At 64.9% G+C, this 17,894-nt stretch carries 14 protein-coding genes; 7 read left to right on the forward strand and 7 right to left on the reverse strand.

Annotated elements, in window-relative coordinates:
• Positions 1 to 2 precede the first annotated feature (2 nt).
• From B9C43_RS47340 to B9C43_RS47355, 4 genes are all read left to right on the forward strand, one after another.
• Positions 3 to 1,169, forward strand: a complete 1,167-nt coding sequence (locus B9C43_RS47340; RefSeq protein ID WP_084433891.1) for a lactate 2-monooxygenase — start codon at positions 3 to 5, stop codon at positions 1,167 to 1,169.
• Between the two features lie 137 nt (positions 1,170 to 1,306).
• Positions 1,307 to 1,660 (forward strand): hypothetical protein, encoded by a 354-nt coding sequence (locus B9C43_RS47345; RefSeq protein WP_143447100.1) that lies wholly within the window; start codon positions 1,307 to 1,309, stop codon positions 1,658 to 1,660.
• Between the two features lie 52 nt (positions 1,661 to 1,712).
• A complete protein-coding gene (locus B9C43_RS47350) occupies positions 1,713 to 3,446 on the forward strand; it encodes a LamG-like jellyroll fold domain-containing protein (RefSeq protein ID WP_084433892.1) in 1,734 nt (577 codons plus the stop codon).
• 3 nt (positions 3,447 to 3,449) lie between these two features.
• Positions 3,450 to 3,641, forward strand: a complete 192-nt coding sequence (locus tag B9C43_RS47355) for a hypothetical protein (RefSeq protein WP_084433893.1) — start codon at positions 3,450 to 3,452, stop codon at positions 3,639 to 3,641.
• A 488-nt stretch (positions 3,642 to 4,129) separates the two neighbouring features.
• Here B9C43_RS47355 and B9C43_RS47360 read toward each other — a convergent pair whose 3' ends face one another.
• Genes B9C43_RS47360 through B9C43_RS47370 form a run of 3 tightly spaced genes read right to left on the reverse strand, consistent with a single transcriptional unit; the run spans position 4,130 to position 9,111 of the window.
• Positions 4,130 to 6,523, reverse strand: coding sequence for a TIM-barrel domain-containing protein (locus B9C43_RS47360; RefSeq protein ID WP_084433894.1), 2,394 nt, complete (start codon positions 6,521 to 6,523; stop codon positions 4,130 to 4,132).
• A 4-nt stretch (positions 6,524 to 6,527) separates the two neighbouring features.
• Positions 6,528 to 7,670: a glycoside hydrolase family 88/105 protein gene (locus tag B9C43_RS47365; RefSeq protein ID WP_084433895.1), complete on the reverse strand. Its 1,143-nt coding sequence runs from the start codon at positions 7,668 to 7,670 to the stop codon at positions 6,528 to 6,530.
• A gap of 31 nt (positions 7,671 to 7,701) precedes the next feature.
• Positions 7,702 to 9,111, reverse strand: coding sequence for a glycoside hydrolase family 28 protein (locus B9C43_RS47370; RefSeq protein WP_200826032.1), 1,410 nt, complete (start codon positions 9,109 to 9,111; stop codon positions 7,702 to 7,704).
• Between the two features lie 281 nt (positions 9,112 to 9,392).
• On the opposite strand from B9C43_RS47370, the gene B9C43_RS47375 reads away from it, so the two are divergent.
• From B9C43_RS47375 to B9C43_RS47385, 3 genes are all read left to right on the forward strand, one after another.
• Positions 9,393 to 11,198 carry a discoidin domain-containing protein gene (locus B9C43_RS47375; protein ID WP_235039261.1) on the forward strand — a complete coding sequence of 602 codons (1,806 nt, stop codon included), beginning with the start codon at positions 9,393 to 9,395 and terminating at the stop codon, positions 11,196 to 11,198.
• Between the two features lie 297 nt (positions 11,199 to 11,495).
• Positions 11,496 to 11,693, forward strand: coding sequence for a hypothetical protein (locus tag B9C43_RS47380; protein ID WP_033392619.1), 198 nt, complete (start codon positions 11,496 to 11,498; stop codon positions 11,691 to 11,693).
• A 197-nt stretch (positions 11,694 to 11,890) separates the two neighbouring features.
• A complete protein-coding gene (locus B9C43_RS47385; protein ID WP_143447101.1) occupies positions 11,891 to 14,395 on the forward strand; it encodes a CHAT domain-containing protein in 2,505 nt (834 codons plus the stop codon).
• Here the strand turns inward: B9C43_RS47385 and phnE are convergent.
• Genes phnE through B9C43_RS47405 form a run of 4 tightly spaced genes read right to left on the reverse strand, consistent with a single transcriptional unit; the run spans position 14,387 to position 17,838 of the window.
• Positions 14,387 to 15,166 (reverse strand): phosphonate ABC transporter, permease protein PhnE, encoded by a 780-nt coding sequence (gene phnE, locus B9C43_RS47390; protein WP_084433898.1) that lies wholly within the window; start codon positions 15,164 to 15,166, stop codon positions 14,387 to 14,389. The genes B9C43_RS47385 and phnE overlap by 9 nt on opposite strands.
• A complete protein-coding gene (locus tag B9C43_RS47395; protein WP_084433899.1) occupies positions 15,163 to 15,846 on the reverse strand; it encodes a phosphonate ABC transporter ATP-binding protein in 684 nt (227 codons plus the stop codon). Before B9C43_RS47395 ends, phnE begins: the two co-directional genes overlap by 4 nt.
• Positions 15,843 to 16,718, reverse strand: a complete 876-nt coding sequence (locus B9C43_RS47400; protein ID WP_084433900.1) for a phosphate/phosphite/phosphonate ABC transporter substrate-binding protein — start codon at positions 16,716 to 16,718, stop codon at positions 15,843 to 15,845. Before B9C43_RS47400 ends, B9C43_RS47395 begins: the two co-directional genes overlap by 4 nt.
• A gap of 19 nt (positions 16,719 to 16,737) precedes the next feature.
• Positions 16,738 to 17,838, reverse strand: a complete 1,101-nt coding sequence (locus tag B9C43_RS47405; RefSeq protein ID WP_084433901.1) for a TIGR03364 family FAD-dependent oxidoreductase — start codon at positions 17,836 to 17,838, stop codon at positions 16,738 to 16,740.
• Positions 17,839 to 17,894 lie beyond the last annotated feature (56 nt).

Below are 17,894 nucleotides of genomic sequence, written 5' to 3' on the forward strand. Positions count from 1 at the left end.
GTATGACCCAACCTTTCGGCGGCTACCAGAACGAGCTGTACCTGCACGGCCTGGCGGGCGAGCGGCCTGCGTTCACCACAGACGCGACCAGGCTGGCCGAGTCGGCCCGCGAGATTCTGGAGCCTGGGCCGTTCTGGTACGTCGAGGGCGGAGCCGGATCGGGTGCGACGATGCGCGCCAACCGTGAGGCGTTCGACAAATGGCGGATCGTGCCGCGAATGCTCCGCGATGCAGCCACGCGCGACTTGTCGACAACAGTGCTGGGAACGCCGATGCCCGCGCCCGTGTTGCTGGCGCCGGTCGGCGTGCAGTCGATCGTGCATGCGGACGGCGAATTGGCGACCGCGCGTGCCGCGAGTGCGCTTGGCGTGCCGATGGTCTTGTCGACAGCGTCCTCCAATACGATCGAGGACGTCGCTGAGGCGAGCGGCACCGGGCCGCGGTGGTTCCAGCTGTACTGGCCGAACGACCCGGACTTGTGCGTCAGCATCCTCAACCGGGCGGCCAAAGCCGGGTTCAGCACGCTTGTGGTCACGTTGGACACATGGACGTTGGCGTGGCGGCCCAACGATCTCGATCACTCATACCTGCCGTTCATCCGCGGGACCGGTACCGCGATCCCGTTCTCCGACCCGGTGTTCCGGTCCGGTCTGGCCGACACGCCGGAGGACGACACGCCGATGGCGGTGCTGAAGTGGATCCAGATGTTCACCGGCGCCGACCGCGACTGGGAGGCGTTGCCGTTCCTGCGTGAGCACTGGGACGGACCGATTGTGCTCAAAGGGATCCAGCACGTCGACGACGCCAGGCGCGCGGCCGATGCCGGAATGGACGGGATTGTCGTGTCCAACCACGGTGGCCGGCAAGTCGACGGTGCGATCGCTTCGCTGGACGCGTTGCCGCCGATCGCCAACGCGGTGGGCGATCGGCTCGAAGTTCTGTTCGACTCCGGCGTCCGGACGGGTGCCGATGTGTTCAAAGCCATTGCACTGGGTGCAAAAGCAGTGCTCATCGGCCGTCCGTTCGTGTGGGGACTGGCGCATGCGGGCGAAGCCGGTGTGCGGCACGCGCTCCGGAGCATTCTCGCCGACTTCGACCTGACAGTCGGATTGTCCGGTTACCGCTCGCCCGCCGAGCTGACGCCGGACGCGCTCACCCGGGTTTCATAAGGATGAAGTCACGAATGGTGCGTGCATGAATCCAATGACCACAACTCCAGTCGCGGGTAGGTGAAGCGGGAAGATCTGTGTAGTCCGTTGTACTCTTCCTCCTGATTGATCACCCTCGCCCAGGGAGCGCCGTGGAAGTGAGTTCCGATCAGCTGCGCAGCTGGGTCGAGTCATGGTCTTGGCGCATACCCCGTGGGCCACAGCACGGCGGGATGTCCGGTGACGTGCGCGAGTGGTGGAGCCTGACCATCTGGCGTCGCAACGATCACGCGGAGTTGCAGCTGGACGTCAACCGGCTGCGGCCGACAAGGGGCTCGGAGGTCCAGACCTTCACGCGGACCGTCATGCATGACAAGTTGCGCCCGGTGCCGGATTACCGGATGCTGGTCAGCAGGCTCAACCTGGAACTGGGCGAGTTGTTCACCCAGGCCGGGATCAAGCCGCCGCGGTTGCCGGACGGTTCGCTGTCCGGTGACACGTATGAGCTGTAGACATTCACATTCCGTTGGGGCCGAGTTCTTTTCCGGGACGTAGTTTCCCGGCGTGTCTTCGAGCAGACGTCTTTTTCTCCTGAATGCCGGGCTGATCCCGGCTGCCGCCGCACTGCCCGTTCCGGCTGCGGCCTCGCCATCCGGCGGGGCGCGGCCGGACACGGACAGTCCACGGTTCACCCTCGCGGTCATCCCGGACACGCAGTACCTCTACGACCGTGATCGTGGTGACGCAGCGCCACTCGAGGCGTCCCTCCGCTACATTGTGGACAGCGCACGCGAGCACAACATGGTCTTCGTCGCCCACCTCGGTGACATGACCGAGAACGGCCTCGCGTCCGAGTTCTCCTCGATCAGCCGGACATTCCGGATCCTCGACCGGTTCCCGTACAGCGTGCTCGCCGGAAACCACGACATCGACGCGTCCAAGGACGACCAGCGTGGCCCAAGTCCGTACCTGGACAACTTCGGCCCGGCCCGGTTTCGCAACAGCCCGAGTTTCCGTGGCGCGACTCGTGACGGCTACAACTCGTACCACGTTTTCCGTGCCGCAGGCCGGGAATGGGTAGTCCTGGCGTTGGATTGGCGCCCGTCAGCCGGAAGTATCGCGTGGGCGCGGGATGTGTTGCGCAAGCATCCGCGTAGCCCGGTCATTCTGACGACCCACGAGTTCGTGCACGCCGACAGCGGTGACGGAAACGCGGTGTTGTCCGATTTCGGCCAGCGCCTGTGGAACGACCTGGTCAAGGACAACGACCAGATCTTCTTGACGCTGAACGGGCACTTCTGGCCGCCCGGCCGCACGGTCTTGCGCAACAGCGCGGGAAACGACGTGCACGCGCACATCACCAACTACCAGGACCGGTACTACGGCGGCAGCGCGATGATCCGGCTGTACCACTTCGATCTTGCCCGCGGCGTGATCGACGTGCAGACGTTCTCGCCGTGGCTGCTGGCCCAGCGCAAGCTGAATGTGCTGGCGCAGCAGGAGATCGAGCGGTCCGGGCCGCTGGACTACTTCAGCGTGGAGATGGACTTCGCCAAGCGTTTCTCCGGGTTCGCGCCGGTTCCCCCGGTTGCGTCGCGCCCGGCCCGTGAGATGGTGATTCCGGGGACGGTGGCGTACTGGCGGTTCGACTCCCGCGATCTTCGTGACTTGTCCGGCAACGGCAACGACCTTGTCGCTTCGGGTACCCCGACTTGGTCGCCTGAGCACCATGCGTCACAGCCCGGGCATGGGAGTGTCTTCCTTGATGGGGCGTACTTCAAAACTGTGTCCGGTGCGCCGTTGAACCGGGCCACGTTCCAGCGTGGATACACGATCGAGGCGTTCTTCAAGCTGCCAACGGACTTCAACAGCTCTCACGCGTGGGGCGCTCTGCTGTCCCGGCTCGGCACTGGGCGTGACGCGGGCAAAACGGGTGATGACCCCAGCGAGCCCGTGGCGACGTTGAGCCTGTCCGACGGGCATGCTCTGCAGTGGGCGACGTTCCCGTTGAACCAGAACGGGATCTCCACCAACTGGGGCCATGAGTTGCCGCTGGGCAAGTGGTGGCACGTTGCTGTGGTGAACGATGGCCGCTGCACGACTTTGTACGTCGACGGCGCTCGGTTGCTGCGCAACCCGTCGACTCCGGCTGTCGGGATCTCCACGGCCAACGATGTGTGGCTGATGGGTGCGTACACGTACGACCGGAAGATCGACAAGACGTTCTACGGCTGGATCGGGGATGTGCGTGTTGTCGACCGTCCGCTCGCGGAACGGGACTTCATGGTGAGATCATGACGTATGAGTAAGTGGCTCCCGATCGTGCTTGGCGTCCTGCTGGTCTTGGTGGGCGGCGTGTGGACCGGCCAAGGCCTCGGCTACATCACCGGCAGTTTTATGACTGGTGAGCGGCTGTGGACGAGTATCGGCCTGGTTTGTGTCGCCGGCGGCATCGTGCTCATCGTCTGGGCCGTGCGGCGGCGGCGCACCTGACGGTTGGGGTTTCTTCTATTGGTCGCCGCGGCGCGCTCTGTGCCTACTGCGGCGCGCTTTGGCTCACTGCGGCGCGCGCTGTGGTCGCCTTCGGCGCGCTCCTGTGACTGGTCGGCGCGATTTGGTGTGGAGCCTCTGCGCCGCAAAGGGCAGGGAAAGCGGGCAGGACCTGCGGCCCTGCCCCGCCGACAAGCTTATTTGCGGCGCCACTCCACACAAAATCGCGCCGACTACCACTTTTGGCGCGCCTCTTTCGTGCTCCGGGCGCGCCTCCACTTGGGCCAGGGCGCGCCTCCACTGTGCTTCTGGCGCGCCTCCGCTTTGGCTCTGGGCGCGCCTTGCCCCTCTTTCTGTCATATCCCCTCTGTACTTTGGGTCATCGGGGGGTGCTCAGGTCGCGCACCGATTTCTGTCGGTGGCATGCCGTAGCCTCATCGGGCCAGGTCTGCCTTCTCGCAGGGCTTTTGGTTGGGCGCGCCTTGCTCTACCTAGGCCATCACCAACAGCACCTTCGAGTTTGCGGGGACCTTCAGGATTGTCCCGCCGAAGGGGCCGTCCTTGGTCGTCCAGCCGGTGGCTTTGCCGCGCAGTTGTTCTGGCGATGAGCGTGGCATGGGGTGGCTGCCATCGATCGACGCCAGCATTGGCGCTGGGCCGGGGATGGTGATCTGGGTTTCCTTTGCCGAACCGGAGACTCGCACTTCCAGAAGTCTGCCCATTCGCCGGGTCTCCACCTTGCCGCCGGTGTGGTTGGTGACCGATGTGCCGCCGTGCGGTGAGATGAGCCAGCCGGTGCGGTCTTTGGGGTTGATGTCGTTCAGGCCCCACGGTGTCGGCCAGATGTCCGGGTCGCGTTGGTTGAACGCGATTCCGCCACCCGCTCGTAGATACAGCGGGAACTCGTCCAAGGTGGACTCACGGACCACCCACCGGCCGCCTTCGACCACGTTGCCGTTGTGCAGGTCGATCCACTTGCCCGTGGGCAGCCAGACGTCGACCGGGGTGGGCCTGCCCGCCGCGCCGTCAGCTTCTGCGCGGTCGGCTGTCACCGGCGCGGCGAGCAGGTCTTCGCCGATCATCAGCTGTTGGTCGGCTCGCCATGCCGCCTCTTCGTGCGGGTAGTCGAACGCCATCGGCCGGGTGATCGGAACTCCGGTCGTCGACGCCTGCTGCGCCAGCCGGTAGAGGTACGGGAACAGTTCGTAGTGCAGGACCGCCGCGCGCCGGAATCGGTCCACAGTGGCCTGGTCGTAGACCCATGGGGTCGCGTTGCGGCCGGGACCTCCTACCTGGAACACCGGCGAGATCGCCGAGAGCTGGGCCCAGCGGGTGAACAACGACGGCGAAGGCGAGTCGTCGGCGACCCTGCGGTATCCGCCGGTGTCCGAACCCCACACCGGGTGCCCGGTGAACGAGTTGTTGACGCCACGCCGAAGAGTCAGCCGCAGCCCGTCGAAGCTCATGTCGGCATCGGCCATCCATGATCCACGCAGAACCTTGGGCATCCCGTCATAACCGGCGCGGAATAGCATCGCGTAGTCGTCGCCGTGGACCTTCTGCAGCGTTCGGGCGACGGATTCGGCATACAGCAGGGGATAGGTGTTGTGCACCAGCGTCCCCGGGCCGCCTGCGAAGGTCGACTGCTCGAAGTTGTGCTCCTCGCCGCGGTCGCCCTTGACCATGTTGACGCCCATCCGGAAGAGCTTCTCCAGCTTGGTCTCGAAGTGCGCCCGCGCCACCGGGTTGGTCAGGTCGATGTCCCACACGTTCGTCCGGTCCGACTGGACGAACGAACCTGGCGGATAGTCATTGACACAAGGCTTTCCGTCGGACTGTTTGCTCAGGAAGGGGGCCACCCAGGTTCCCAGGCTCACGCCACCGGCCCGCAGCTGGGCGATCATCCCGGCCGGGTCGGGGAACTGCTGGTTGTCGAACGTCAACGCACCGATACAGGCATACGTCACGCGCCCGCCTACCGGACCTTGCTCCCACGGGTTGTCGATCCAGATCGTGTCCAGTGGGATGCCGCGCTTCTGCAGTTCCACCATGTCCTCGATCACCTCGGCCTGCGAGGAGATCTTGTCTCGCCACTTGGTCATCGCGAACTGGCGTGGAGGCGGCAAAGTCGGCATGCCGACGCGCTTGAAGTACGACGTGGTCACCGCTGCGGGATCACCGGCGTAGACTTCGTAGTCCAGGCGGTTGGTCTTGAAGCAAAGCTGGATCCGGTCTGGCTGGTTGTAGGAGACCGGGCAAGGCGCGGGGGCGTCGTTGCAGTGTGTATCCGGTGCAGCGTCCGGAAACGCCAAACGCCCGATGGCTGTCGTGTCCGGGTAGATGCCGTAACCCGCTGAGCTGACGAAGAACGGTGTCGGGGCGCCGTTCTTGTTGCACTTGCCGAAGTTGCTGGCACCGACGAACACCGCTTTGTTGAGCAGAGTCTTGCCGCGCAGGTCGATGAACATCGTGTGCGCGCCGCCGCCGAGGAAATGCTCCGATGTGGAGCCGACCAAGGTTTCGGAAACCTGCACGACATCCGTCGCCGGTTGCAACGACATGGACACTCGCAAGCCGCGATCTGTGCGCACCACGTCAACGGTCGCACTGCGGCCGGGTTCGGAAGTGTCCACCGTGTACGTGCCGCCATTGGACGAGCGCAACGCGGTCAAGGTGTGTGCGGTTCCATCGGCGAGCCGGTAGCCCATCCCGGGCAGCTGCGCGGTGATCTGCTTGCCGGAACTCGTGTAGACGAGGCGGAACGGGGAGTGTTCGACTGTCCACGATAGTCCTGGAGCGGCAGAAGCCGTGTACGCGGGTGACGCACCACCCGAATACACGGCAAGCGCTGCCGCGGCCGCCGAAATCGCCAGTAGCCGCCGCATCCGATCAGCCCCCGGTTCTCATCAGTTGCTCGTTCATGATCAGGAAGGCACCCAGGCCGTGGAAGTCGTTGGTGTTGCGCTTGCGGCCGAAGTAGTAGTTCAGGTCGCCGACGTTCGTGCCCTCGGAGATGTCCCGCAGGTTCGTCCGGTTGTCCGAGCCGAGCGAGATCTTCGCCAGAACGCCCTGATACCCCTTGCTGGCAACGGCTTTGTAACCCGGGTCGAGATAGCCGCGTTCCACGCCGCGCGACACCATGAAGGTATACATCGCCGAAGCTGAGGTCTCCAGCCAGTTGCCTGAGGTCGTACCGCGGTCGACCACCTGCCACCACCGGCCGCTCGCCGGGTCCTGGAAGCGCTGGTAGCCAACCGCCAGGTGCTTGATCATGTCGATCAGCGCCTGGCGGCGAGGGTGAGTGGCGGGCAGCACTTCCAGGATGTCGATGGCGGCCATGCCGAACCAGCCGATCGCCCTGGCCCAGTGGTACGCCGAGTGGCGGCCGGGGTTCTTGGCCCACGACTCGGATCCGTCGGCGTCATAAGCGTGGTACAGCAGGCCGTTGGTTTCCTTCAGGTGTGTGAAGTACGCGACCATGTTGCGAGTGGCCTCGTCGAAACCATAGGTCTGGTTGTACTGCTTGGCGTAGTCGGCGATGAACGGCTGTGCCATGTAGACACCGTCGGCCCACAGCTGCCCGACCTTGCTGGTGGCGTGGAACATGCCGCCGTCGGACGTCCGTGGATAGCTGTTGAACCGGTTGCGGATCTTGTCGGCCGCGGTCTTGTACCGCTGCTGTCCGGTTTCCCGGTGCAGGATGGGCAGCAACTGACCGGATCGCATCGAGTCGAGGTTGTTGAAGCTGTTGCTGATGTTCCCACTGCTGTCGACGAACCTGTCCACCCAGGACTTGATGTAGGTGAAGTACGACTGGGTGCCGGTCCGTTTGTACACCAAGTACTGCCCGTAGAGGTAGAGTCCGCGTGTGTAGCCCCAGCCGCCTAATGTGGACGGTGTGTGTCGTGCCATTGTGGACCGGACGACCTCGACCGACCAGTCGACATTGGGCGCTGCCAGTGCGGGTGATCCGGCTGCGAGCACGGCGGCCGTTCCGCCGAGCAGCACAGACCTACGGGAGAGTTGCGACATTCCGACCTCTTCGAATGCAGGGTGAAGGGCGTCAGTCAACCGGTGTGCCGTTGATGCGCACGTTGCGCAGCACGATGTTGTCGGTGTTGCGGATGGTGTTCGGCTCCACGATTGCGGTGAACTCGCTGTTGGCGATCGTCACGTCGCGGATGTGGCTCTCGGGGAAGCCGTCGAAGTGAATGGCCTTGCGGCCGCCGGCGATCGTCATGCCGTCGACCGTGACATTGTTGATCTGCGGGAAGTGCGTGCCCGATCCGCCGCCGCTGTAGTACATGCTGACGAACAGGATCTCGCGCTCCACGTTGCGGCCCTTGATGTTTCGCAAGTGGATGCCGTCGATGACGCCGCCGCGATCCTTGTTCGTCTTGATGTACAGCGCATGCTTGATCGGGTAGCGCCCGGGGAAGCCGGGCGCGTTGATCTCGCAGTCCCGACAGAACGCGTTGCGCACTCCGCCGGACATCTCCGAACCGACGGTGATCCCACCCCATCGGCCGGAGAACTTGCAGCGTTCGACCACCACGTTGGAGGTCGGGATGCCGATCCGCCGCCCGTCGGCATCCCGACCAGATTTGAGGACGACACAGTCGTCATTGGTGTTGAACCGCGAGTTGATGACGTGCGCGTAGCTCGTCGAGTCGAGATCGACGCCATCGCCTTGCGAGTTCGTGCTGTAGATGTGGACGTTGCGAACGGTCACGTTCGTGCAGAAGACCGGGTGCAGTGTCCACATTGCAGGGTTGCGCAGGAACACATCTTGGAACAACAAGTTCTGGCAGTCAATGAACTGAATCATGTTGGGGCGCATTCGTTTGCCCTCGCCCATGATCCGTTGTTCCACTGGCACGCCATCCTCGCCCATCTTGCGCAGCTCCGGCGTGGATCCCGCGCCCCAGCTCGGCCACGGCCCGTTGGGCGCGTCGCCGTCGATGGTGCCGGATCCGGTGATCGCCATATCGCGTTGCTGATAGGCGTAGATGAACGCTTGGTAGTTATAGCAGAGCGTGCCTTCCCAGCGCACTAGTACGAGGGGAAGGAAATCTTTGGGGTCATTGCTGAACTTCAGGGTTGCGCCTGCGGCGACGTGCAAGTCGACGCCGGTGCGCATGCGGATGCCGCCGGTGAGGAACGTGCCTTCCGGGACGAGCACGCGCCCGCCGCCAGTCCGGCTGCAGTCTTCGATGGCGTTGTTGATGGAGTTGGTGTTCTTGGTCCGTCCATCGCCCACGGCGCCGTACGCGGTGATGTCGAAAATCCGGTGCGGGAACGTGGGCGGACGGATCCTTGCCAGGATCTGCGGTACCAGTCTCCACTGGTCTGGCGGCTTGACCTCAGCGGCGGCAGGCAGTGCCGACAGTGCGAAACCGGTTCCGGCAAGCATTCCGCCCGCAACGAGGCCGACGCCACGAAGGACATCGCGTCTCGTGTGACTGCTGCTCACTGTCGGTCTCCCTTGACTGACGCGGTGAAGGTCGGTGTTGCACCCTGTCGATGTAACCGAGCGAAAACGGTTACATACGTAGGGTCTACTCCATCGACCGATCCCTCGTCAAGAAGAGAGCTCCGACGTTTTGGGTCTTCTGAACCCATAAAGGGGCGTTTGTTCCTGTGAGCGGGAATAGAGGTCGGAGGGGAGTCTTGACTGGGCGGGCTCCAGTGGAGTAGACCAATCCCGGGATGCCGCCGCGCCCGGGCTTGACCATACCCACATGGGAGGAAGCCGTGTCGCGCAAAGGGATCTTGGCGGCGATCATCGTGCTGGCCGGTTTGGTGAGTGCGCCGGCGGCGTCAGCGGAGCTGCAACATCCACGCCAGCAATGGCTCCGGGACTCGCAGGCCGGGCTGTTCCTGCACTGGGGGATGCGCACGTCGCCCGGCTACACCAGCTGCAGCGCATGGGAGTCGGCCGTCACCAACGGCGGGTGGAGCCCGCAGTACTGGGTGAACGAGGCGAAGAAGGTGCACGCCCAATATCTCGTGTTCGCTTCCTTCCACAGCAGGCTCGGGTACGCGACGGCGTGGCCGTCGAAAGTTCCGGGCAGTTGCTCGACCAAGCGTGACTTCCTCGGCGAGCTGATCAAGGCCGCCGGCGCACAGGGCGTGAAAGTGCTGGTGTACATGACCGATGACCCGCAGTGGCACCAGGAGGGCCTGTCGTCCGGCAGCTGGCTGAACTCCAGCGCGTATTCCGCATACAAAGGGCGGAACGTCAACATCACCACCCGGGACGGCTTCGGCGAGTTCAGCTACGACCGGATCGTGGAGGTGACACAGCGCTACCCGCAAAGCGAGTACCCGGCGATGGCCGGCTTCTGGATCGACAACGACAACGCCTACTGGGAGCGCAACGGCCTGTACGAACGGATCCGGCGCGACCGGCCGGACCTGATGCTCAGCAACAACAACGAAGACACGCCGATCATGGACACGATCTCCAACGAGCAGAAGACCGGCATGTCCCCGGCCTACGACTACCCGCAGGCGGTCTACACCGCCGCGCCCCGGCTGATCGAGGCCTGTTACAAACTGCCCAGCTCGGGCGCGTGGTGGTACAGCGGCTCGAACTCGCAAGTGGACTACCGGCTCAACATCGGCCGCTACATCACCAACTCCGGCTCCTCGGTGAAGTCCAACATGGCCGAGACCGCGATGGTGAACGGCCGGTTCCCGTCGAACCAGGAGGCGTACAACAACTTCCTGAACGGTTACCTCAACCAGATCTGGGAGTCCATCGACGGCACCGAAGGCGGCGGCTACATGTACGGCGGCCTCAAGCCCGGTTTCTGGAACGACGGCGCGCATGGCGTGACCACGGTCAAGAAGAACAACCCGAACCTGCACTACATCCACGTCCTGACCCGGCCATCCGGCAGCACGCTTCGCGTGCGGGACAACGGCTACAAGGTCAGCCGGGTGACCAACTTGCGGACCGGTGCGGCGGTGTCGTTCTCCCAGAGCGGCGGCACGGTGACACTCACCGGTGTGTCCAACTGGGACCAGTACGACACCGTGTTCAAAGTGGAGACCACAGGCCGAGAGGGAATCCATAGCGGTGTGGTGCTCAGCGCTACGGCTTCGGCCAGTGGGCGTGCCGCTTCGGCCGCGGGCGACGGCAACTACCTGACCTATTGGGACAGCAACAAGACAACTCCGGTGTCGTTGAACTTCGATCTGGGCAGCGCCAAGCGCGTCCAATACGTCGGCATCAACCAGCGCGAGGATTCGGTCAGCTACGCCCGGTCGGCAACCGAACAGTCGGCACGCATCCGGGACTATCGGGTTTTTGTCAGCAATGACGGGACGAACTGGGGTTCCCCGGTCAAAACCGGCGCTCTGCCAAGCCATCGCGGTGTTCAGTTCATCGACATTCCGGCGACGACGGCCCGGCATGTCCGGGTGGAAATCCGCAACACCCACGCGGCGTCCAGCGACAGCACCCGCTACAAGCGGTTGCGTGTGGACGAAGCATGGATCGGCTCGGCCTACGCCGCACCCGTGGGCATGTCGAGTGGACAGTCGCCTTGGTGATCAACAAGACCGCGCCGAAGATCGACTAGCCGCCCCCGGCCGACAAGGGACCGTCCAATTGGATGGTCCCTTTTTGGTGCGCATGGGAACCAGTGCGTTCGCTGGTCCGTCGGAACATCTGTAACCGGATCGAGCTACACCGAGTAAAAATACTCTCACCGATCATTGCTCCGTTGTGTCAGTATTGGGCCGTTCGCGGCGTGAGGGGCCGACGAACAGTGGACGAAGAAGCGACACCGCGTGACGCCGAGTCCACGTCTGGCCTAAAGGCAGATCAATTAGGGGAGGAAGATCAGCATGACCAGCACCGCCAAAGAAATCGATTACCCGGGCGACGACGAGGCTGTCGGCACCGCTACCGCCACCGCGCCCGCGGAGCCCATGACCGAGCCGGCACCGCAGACGGACGAGCCTGACTGCCCGACCTACACCCACCAGCACCCGGACGGCACCACCCACCCGGGTATCCAGTGCTCAGGCGGCTGCCCCCGGTAAGGTCGTATACCTAGCGTGATGGCCCGCCTAATGGGTTTTCTCCCAGTAGGCGGGCCCCATTCGACTACGGGCTGTGTTGTCATAGAGGGGTGCCTGTGACGAAGTCCGGTCCGTCCGAGATCCTTCGCAAAGCGAGTGAGCTGCACCGAGCCGGCCTGGACGCCGCGTGTTCCTCGCGCCAGCACGAAGGTTCACGCATGTTACGGCGCGGGATGACGTTGCTGGACTCGATCCACCCCGTCGCGGCGGAGCACTACGTCGAGTGGTTGCGCATCCGGATCCGGCTGGCCTGCTCACTGGCGTTCGTGGAGTCCGAACTGGGTGGCGCCGCCGAGGGACTGGCCCGGCTGGACGACGTCCGGCTGATGATCCAGACCATCGACGACCGGGCGATGCGCGAGGAGCTGCTCGACCCGCTCGACCACAACTACGGCCTGCTGCTCATGGGGGCCGGGCGCAACCAGGAGAGCATCGCCTACTTCGACGCGTCCATCCGATACCTGGAGGGCTGCATCGCCCGCGCGGACGATCCACGCTCGCTGGTCGAGGTTTTTCTCAACACCTTGTCGACAAGGGGATTGGCATATACCCGCCTCGGTGATGTGCGACGGGCGCGGGAGGACCTGACCAGGGCCGTCGAGCTCGCCGAGCACCATGACCTGCCCACACCGGCCGCGGACATCCGTCGGCCGCTGGGAACGTTGGAGCTGCGGACCGGGGATGTGCCCGCCGCGTTGCGCGCTTATCAGGAAAGTGAACGGATCTACCGCGCCTTGGGCACCACCGTGCCCGCGCTGCTTCGGCTGCACCAAGCCCAGGCGTTGCTGACTGCGGGGTTGGCAGTCGAGGCGGGAAAGCACCTTGACGAGGTGCTGCCTGTGATGCGTGAACAGCAGAGCGGCTCGCGGGATCTGGCAGATGTCGAGTTGTACCGGGCTACCGCGGCGCTGATGAACGACGAGCTGGACATGGCGCGGGAGCTGGCAGGCCTGGCACGACGGCGAATGCGCCGATTCGGCTGCGAGACCTGCGTCGCGAACGCCGCGCTCGTCGGCCTGCGCGCCGACGTTCAGGATGTGCTGCGATCTGGTGACGTTCCAGCTGCGTTGCCCGAGCGTGCGTTGCGTATCGCGCGCACCATGCCCGCGCCTCGATTGGCTGATCAGGCGGCCGTGGCGCGAATGCTGGCCGCACGGCTGGAGATCCGCCGCGGCAAACTCAAGCGCGCGGCCGACTTGGTGCAGCGGATTCCCCGGCCGAGCCAGCTCACTCCGATCGACCAGCGCATGCTGCGCCGCTTGTGCCGGGCCGAACTCGCCGCCGCGCAGGGTGCGCAGGCCAAGGCACTCGACGAGATCAAGGTCGCCCAGCAGGAACTGGAAAAAGTCCGTGACCGGATGGGCGGGCTCGAGCTGGTGTCCGGCACCGCGGCGCACGGCCAGGAGCTGGGGGATCTGGCCGTACGGCTGGCGTTGGCGGGTGGGAACCCGAAGCGGATCTTCGAGTGGCTCGAGCGGACCCGTGCCCAGACATACAGGTACGAGCCGGTGGCAGGCGGCGACCCGGAACTGATCGAGCGGATCGCCGAAGTCCGGAACCTGACCCAGTCGATTCACCAGGCCCAGCACGACGGTCACCCCACCGCGGCGTTGAAGGCGCGGCGCAACGAGCGGCTGCGCGAAGCGCACCGGCTCGGCTGGCATTCCGGCCGGTGGGGCAAGTCCCGGCCGGTCGCCGACTTGACCGAGGTAGCCGAGCGGCTCAAGGACCGCGCCCTGGTCAGCTTTGTCGCCTCCGAGGATTCACTGGTGGCCGTGGTGCTGGTCGACGGTGACGTCCGCATGGTGCATCTCGGGTCGGCGACGCTGGCCGGAAAACACGCGCGGATGCTCAACGTGGATCTCAACGCGTTGGCGCCGGATCATTTGCCCGCCCCCATGGTGCAGGTGGTGTCGGTCTCGGCGCGCAAACAGGCCGAGCAGATAGACAGCCAGATCGCGCGTCCTTTGGGGCAGCTGATCGACGACCGCGACCTCGTGATGGTGCCAACTGGCGCGCTTTACGGTGTTCCGTGGGGTGTTTTGCCGTCGTTGCACGGGCGGCCGACCGTCGTCGCACCGTCGGCAACGGCGTGGTTGGCGGCCGAACGCGCGTCGACGCGGCAAAACGGGCACACGGTATTGGTGCGAACGCTCGGGTTGCCTGCTGCCGTCGGTGAGATCGACAAGCTGGCCACGCACCACCAGACGGCACAACTGATCTCCGGTGAAGCAGCCCAGGTTTCCGCTGTGCTCAAGGCACTCGACGGTGCACGCCTCGCGCACATCGCGGCGCACGGCGCACACGAACCGGAGAACGCGTTGTTCTCCAAGCTCGAACTCGCCGACGGGGCGTTGTTCGCTCACGAGATCGCCGAGTTGGAACGACCGCCGCAACACGTCGTCCTCGCCGCGTGCGAGCTGGCGTTGAACCGGATCCGGCCCGGCGACGAGCCTCTGGGGTTCGCCAGTGCGTTGCTGGCAAGCGGGTCACAGACGGTCATCGCGCCGCTGAGCAAAGTGGGTGACCACGCCTCGGCGGCGGCGATGGACGACTACCACCGCCGCCTGGCCGCGGGCGCGAGTCCTGCGGTGGCACTGGCCGACGCGATCGCCGTCGACCCGTTCCGGCGGCCGTTCGTGTGCCTGGGCAGTTCACGCTAGGCGCCGCCGAACGTACGCCGAGAGCTGATCGACGATCACCACAACCAGGACGACCACGATGATGTGCGTCACCATCTGGTCGAACCGGAACAGCTTGATGGACTGGTTGATCAAAAACCCGATCCCGCCCGCGCCGACCAGCCCGAGGACAAGCGAGGAGCGCACGTTCACGTCCAACCGGTACAGCAGCAGCCCGACCATTTGCGGAAGGACGGCGGGCAGTACCGCGTTCGCGGCGATCTGAGCCCCGGACGCCCCGGCGACACGCAACGCTTCCCTTGGTCCAGGATCGGTTTCCTCCATCGCCTCGGCCCAGAGCTTGCCCATCACCCCGGTGTTGTGGAACACCAACGCGAGCACACCGGCGAACGGCCCGAGCCCGACCGCCGTCACGAAGATCAACGCGAACACGACGTCCGGAATGGACCGCAGAACGGACAGGATGGAGCGGGAGATCTGGTACGTCCATGCGTTCGGCGTTGTCACGCGTGCTGCCAGGACGCCGAGGATGAGGGCGAAGGGAATGGAGAACGTGGTTCCGAGGAGTCCGATGTAGAGGGTGATGACGGCGGCTTCGAGGCTTTCGCCGAGGACACCGGGATCGGGTGGGAAGGACTGGTCGAGGAAGTCCGCCATGCCCCGCCAGCCCTCGACAAGCGCGCCAGGCGAGAACCCGGTGCCCTGCCACGCGAGGACGTGGATGCCGATCAGGACCGCGATGACGATGAAAGCAAGGGGAGAAGGAGCCTTGCGGGCCGGTGGACTGATCATCGGACAACCTCGTACAGAGAATTGACCGCGTTCGGGTCGACTGTTGTCGCGGTGCTGGTGAACGCGACTTTGCCGTTGGACATACCGACGATCCTGTGGGCGAACCGTTTCGCCAGTTCGGGCTGATGCAACACGGCGAGCACCGCGAGGCCTTCATCCGCCAGGGACGCCAGCAACGACACCACCTGCTCAGCCGCACTAGGGTCCAAAGCAGACACCGGCTCGTCGGCCAGGATCACCTTGGCGCGTTGGCACAATGCCCTCGCTATCGCGACCCGTTGCTGCTGACCACCCGACAACTTCCCGGCGCGTTCTGAAGCACGATCGGCCAACCCGACGCGCGCCAGGCACTCCATGGCTTCTTCCCGGACCGGGCGCGGGAAGAAGACCGACTGCCTCAGCTTTAACCGGCCGAGCGCGCCGGAACACACGTTGTCCAGCACGGTCCGGCGGCTGACGAGGTGGATCTGCTGGAACACCATGGCCGCGCCGCCGTTGACCTCGACTGTGCCGGAGTCCGGTTGTTGGAGGCCGACCGCACATCGCAGCACGGTCGACTTCCCTGATCCGTTCGCGCCCAGCACCGCGACGAACTCGCCGGGCGCGACGGTCAGATCGACACCGGTGAGCACCTGTTTGCCGGTGAAGGACTTCCGCAGTCCCCGGATTTCGATGCTCATACGTCGTTCTCGGTCAGGCCCAGTGCCGCGGCCAGGTCGAACAGTGGCTGGTAGGTCTCCTTCGTCACGGCCACCAGCGGTCCCGGCGGTGTGACGTCGAGGAAGGCACCGACTTGGGCCACATCGGACGGTCCCAGTTCCAGCAGTGCCTTGCGGATCTTGTCGGTCAACGCCGGGTCCAGGTCGCCGCGGACGGTGATCGGGTCGTTGGGGATCGGCGCCGATGTCCAGATCTGCCGGAACTTCGACGGGTCGAACGCACCCGCGGCCTTCGCGCTCGCGGCCTGCTGGCTGTTGATCTCCGCGGCGTCCACTTTGCCGTTGGCCAAGGCCAGCATGGCCTCGGGATGGCCGCCCGCGTAGTCCACCTTGACGTCTTTGACGTCCTTGAAAGCAAAGCGGGGCAAGGCGTCGCCGGACGTCGATCCCGGACTGGACAGTGCCACCGTCTTGCCGGACAGGTCGTTGATGGACTTCACCGGGGAGGTGGCCGGGACCCAGATTCCGGCGGTGTACGTGGTCAGCTTGCCGGTGGCGTCGGCGAATGAAGCGAGCGCTTGGGCGTTGGCCTTGGTGCTGGCGAACACGAAGCCGAGCGGGCCGAACTGGGCGATCTCCAGCTTGCCGTTGCGCATCGCGAGCACTTCGGCCGAGTAGTCGTCGACGACCTGCAGTTCGACCGGGCAGTTCAGCTTGCTCTGCAAGGCTTTGGCGAGTACTTCGTAGGCGGGCTTGAGTTTGGCGGGGTCCTCGTACGGCTCGACGCCGAACCGGATCCGGCCGTCCGGGCACGTCCCGCCCGCGGCGGGCGAGCTGCCGCAGGCGGTCACAGTCAGGCACAGCAACGCGATCACACCGAGCAGTGCGCGCATGGGGTTCCAGCTCCCTGTTTCACAACGTGTCGAGAACGTCCGGGGCGAGCCCGAACGCGGTGGTCATGCCGATCCCGGAGGTCACGGCGGCGACCCGGACCCCGTCGGCCGGACTGGCCACGAGGTACGGCTGCGGCGCGGACGCGTAGACGCCGCGCCAGTGTTCGCGAACGGTAAGATTTGGCACGCCGAGGAAACGCGCTGTCTCGGACAGCACTGTCCGGTCGAGCTCGTTGTCCTCGAACGGGTCGAGAGTCTTGTGGTAGGTGTGGGTGTCGCCGATGGTCAGCGATCCGTCCGGTCGTTGGGTGTACATCAAGTTGAGTCCGATGTGGACTAGGCCAGCGTTGTCCCGTGAGATCCTCGCCCGGACTTCGGGCAAGGTGGGACACAAAGCGAAGCCTTCGTAACGCAGTAACGAGTGTCCACTCAGAACGGCAGGGTGGATCTCCTGCCCCTGCGGATTGTCGACGCGGAGCATCCGCAGAGCACATCGGCGGACCTCGAACTCATCGGCCAGGTCCGGGAAGTACCGGTCCACGTTGTGGCCGACCGCGACGACGATCCGTGGTGCCCGGACGCGTCCCCGGCTCGTCACGACCTCGCCGGGTTCGATCAGGTGAGCCGTTGTGCGCCAATGGAATCGCACACCGCTGCGAGCCAGCCACCGGGCGATCAGGCCGACGCTGGTCCGTTGGTCGACCCGGATGTCCAAAGGGAGCCAGGCGCCACCGACGACGTCTGGCCCGGTCGACACGCGGTCCTTGACCTCGGCCGCGGTCAAAGCAACCGCCGTACGGATCTCGGTGAATTCTTCCAGCACTTGCAGTTCGTCCTCGGCACGGGCGACGACCACGCTGCCGCCGTCGTTGACCCACAGGCCAGCGAGTTTGGCCAGCTTCAGCCACGTTTCCCTGGCTGTCTGGGCGTACTGGTACGCGACGCCGTCCTGGGCGGTGAAACAACCGTGCCCGAAGTTGCGGACCGACGCTCCGGTCGCCCACTCGTCCCGTTCCAGTACGACGACCGACATCCCCCGCTCGACCGCCTCGACGGCATGCGCCAGCCCGACGATGCCCGCCCCGACGATCACCACATCGGCCGTGTCCAGACTTGTCATTACAAGAGCGTCCGAAACTTCCGGTTGGAAAGTCAACGCAGCTCGAAACTGTTCAT

The organism is Kibdelosporangium aridum, assembly GCF_900176515.1.
Classification (GTDB): domain Bacteria; phylum Actinomycetota; class Actinomycetes; order Mycobacteriales; family Pseudonocardiaceae; genus Kibdelosporangium; species Kibdelosporangium aridum.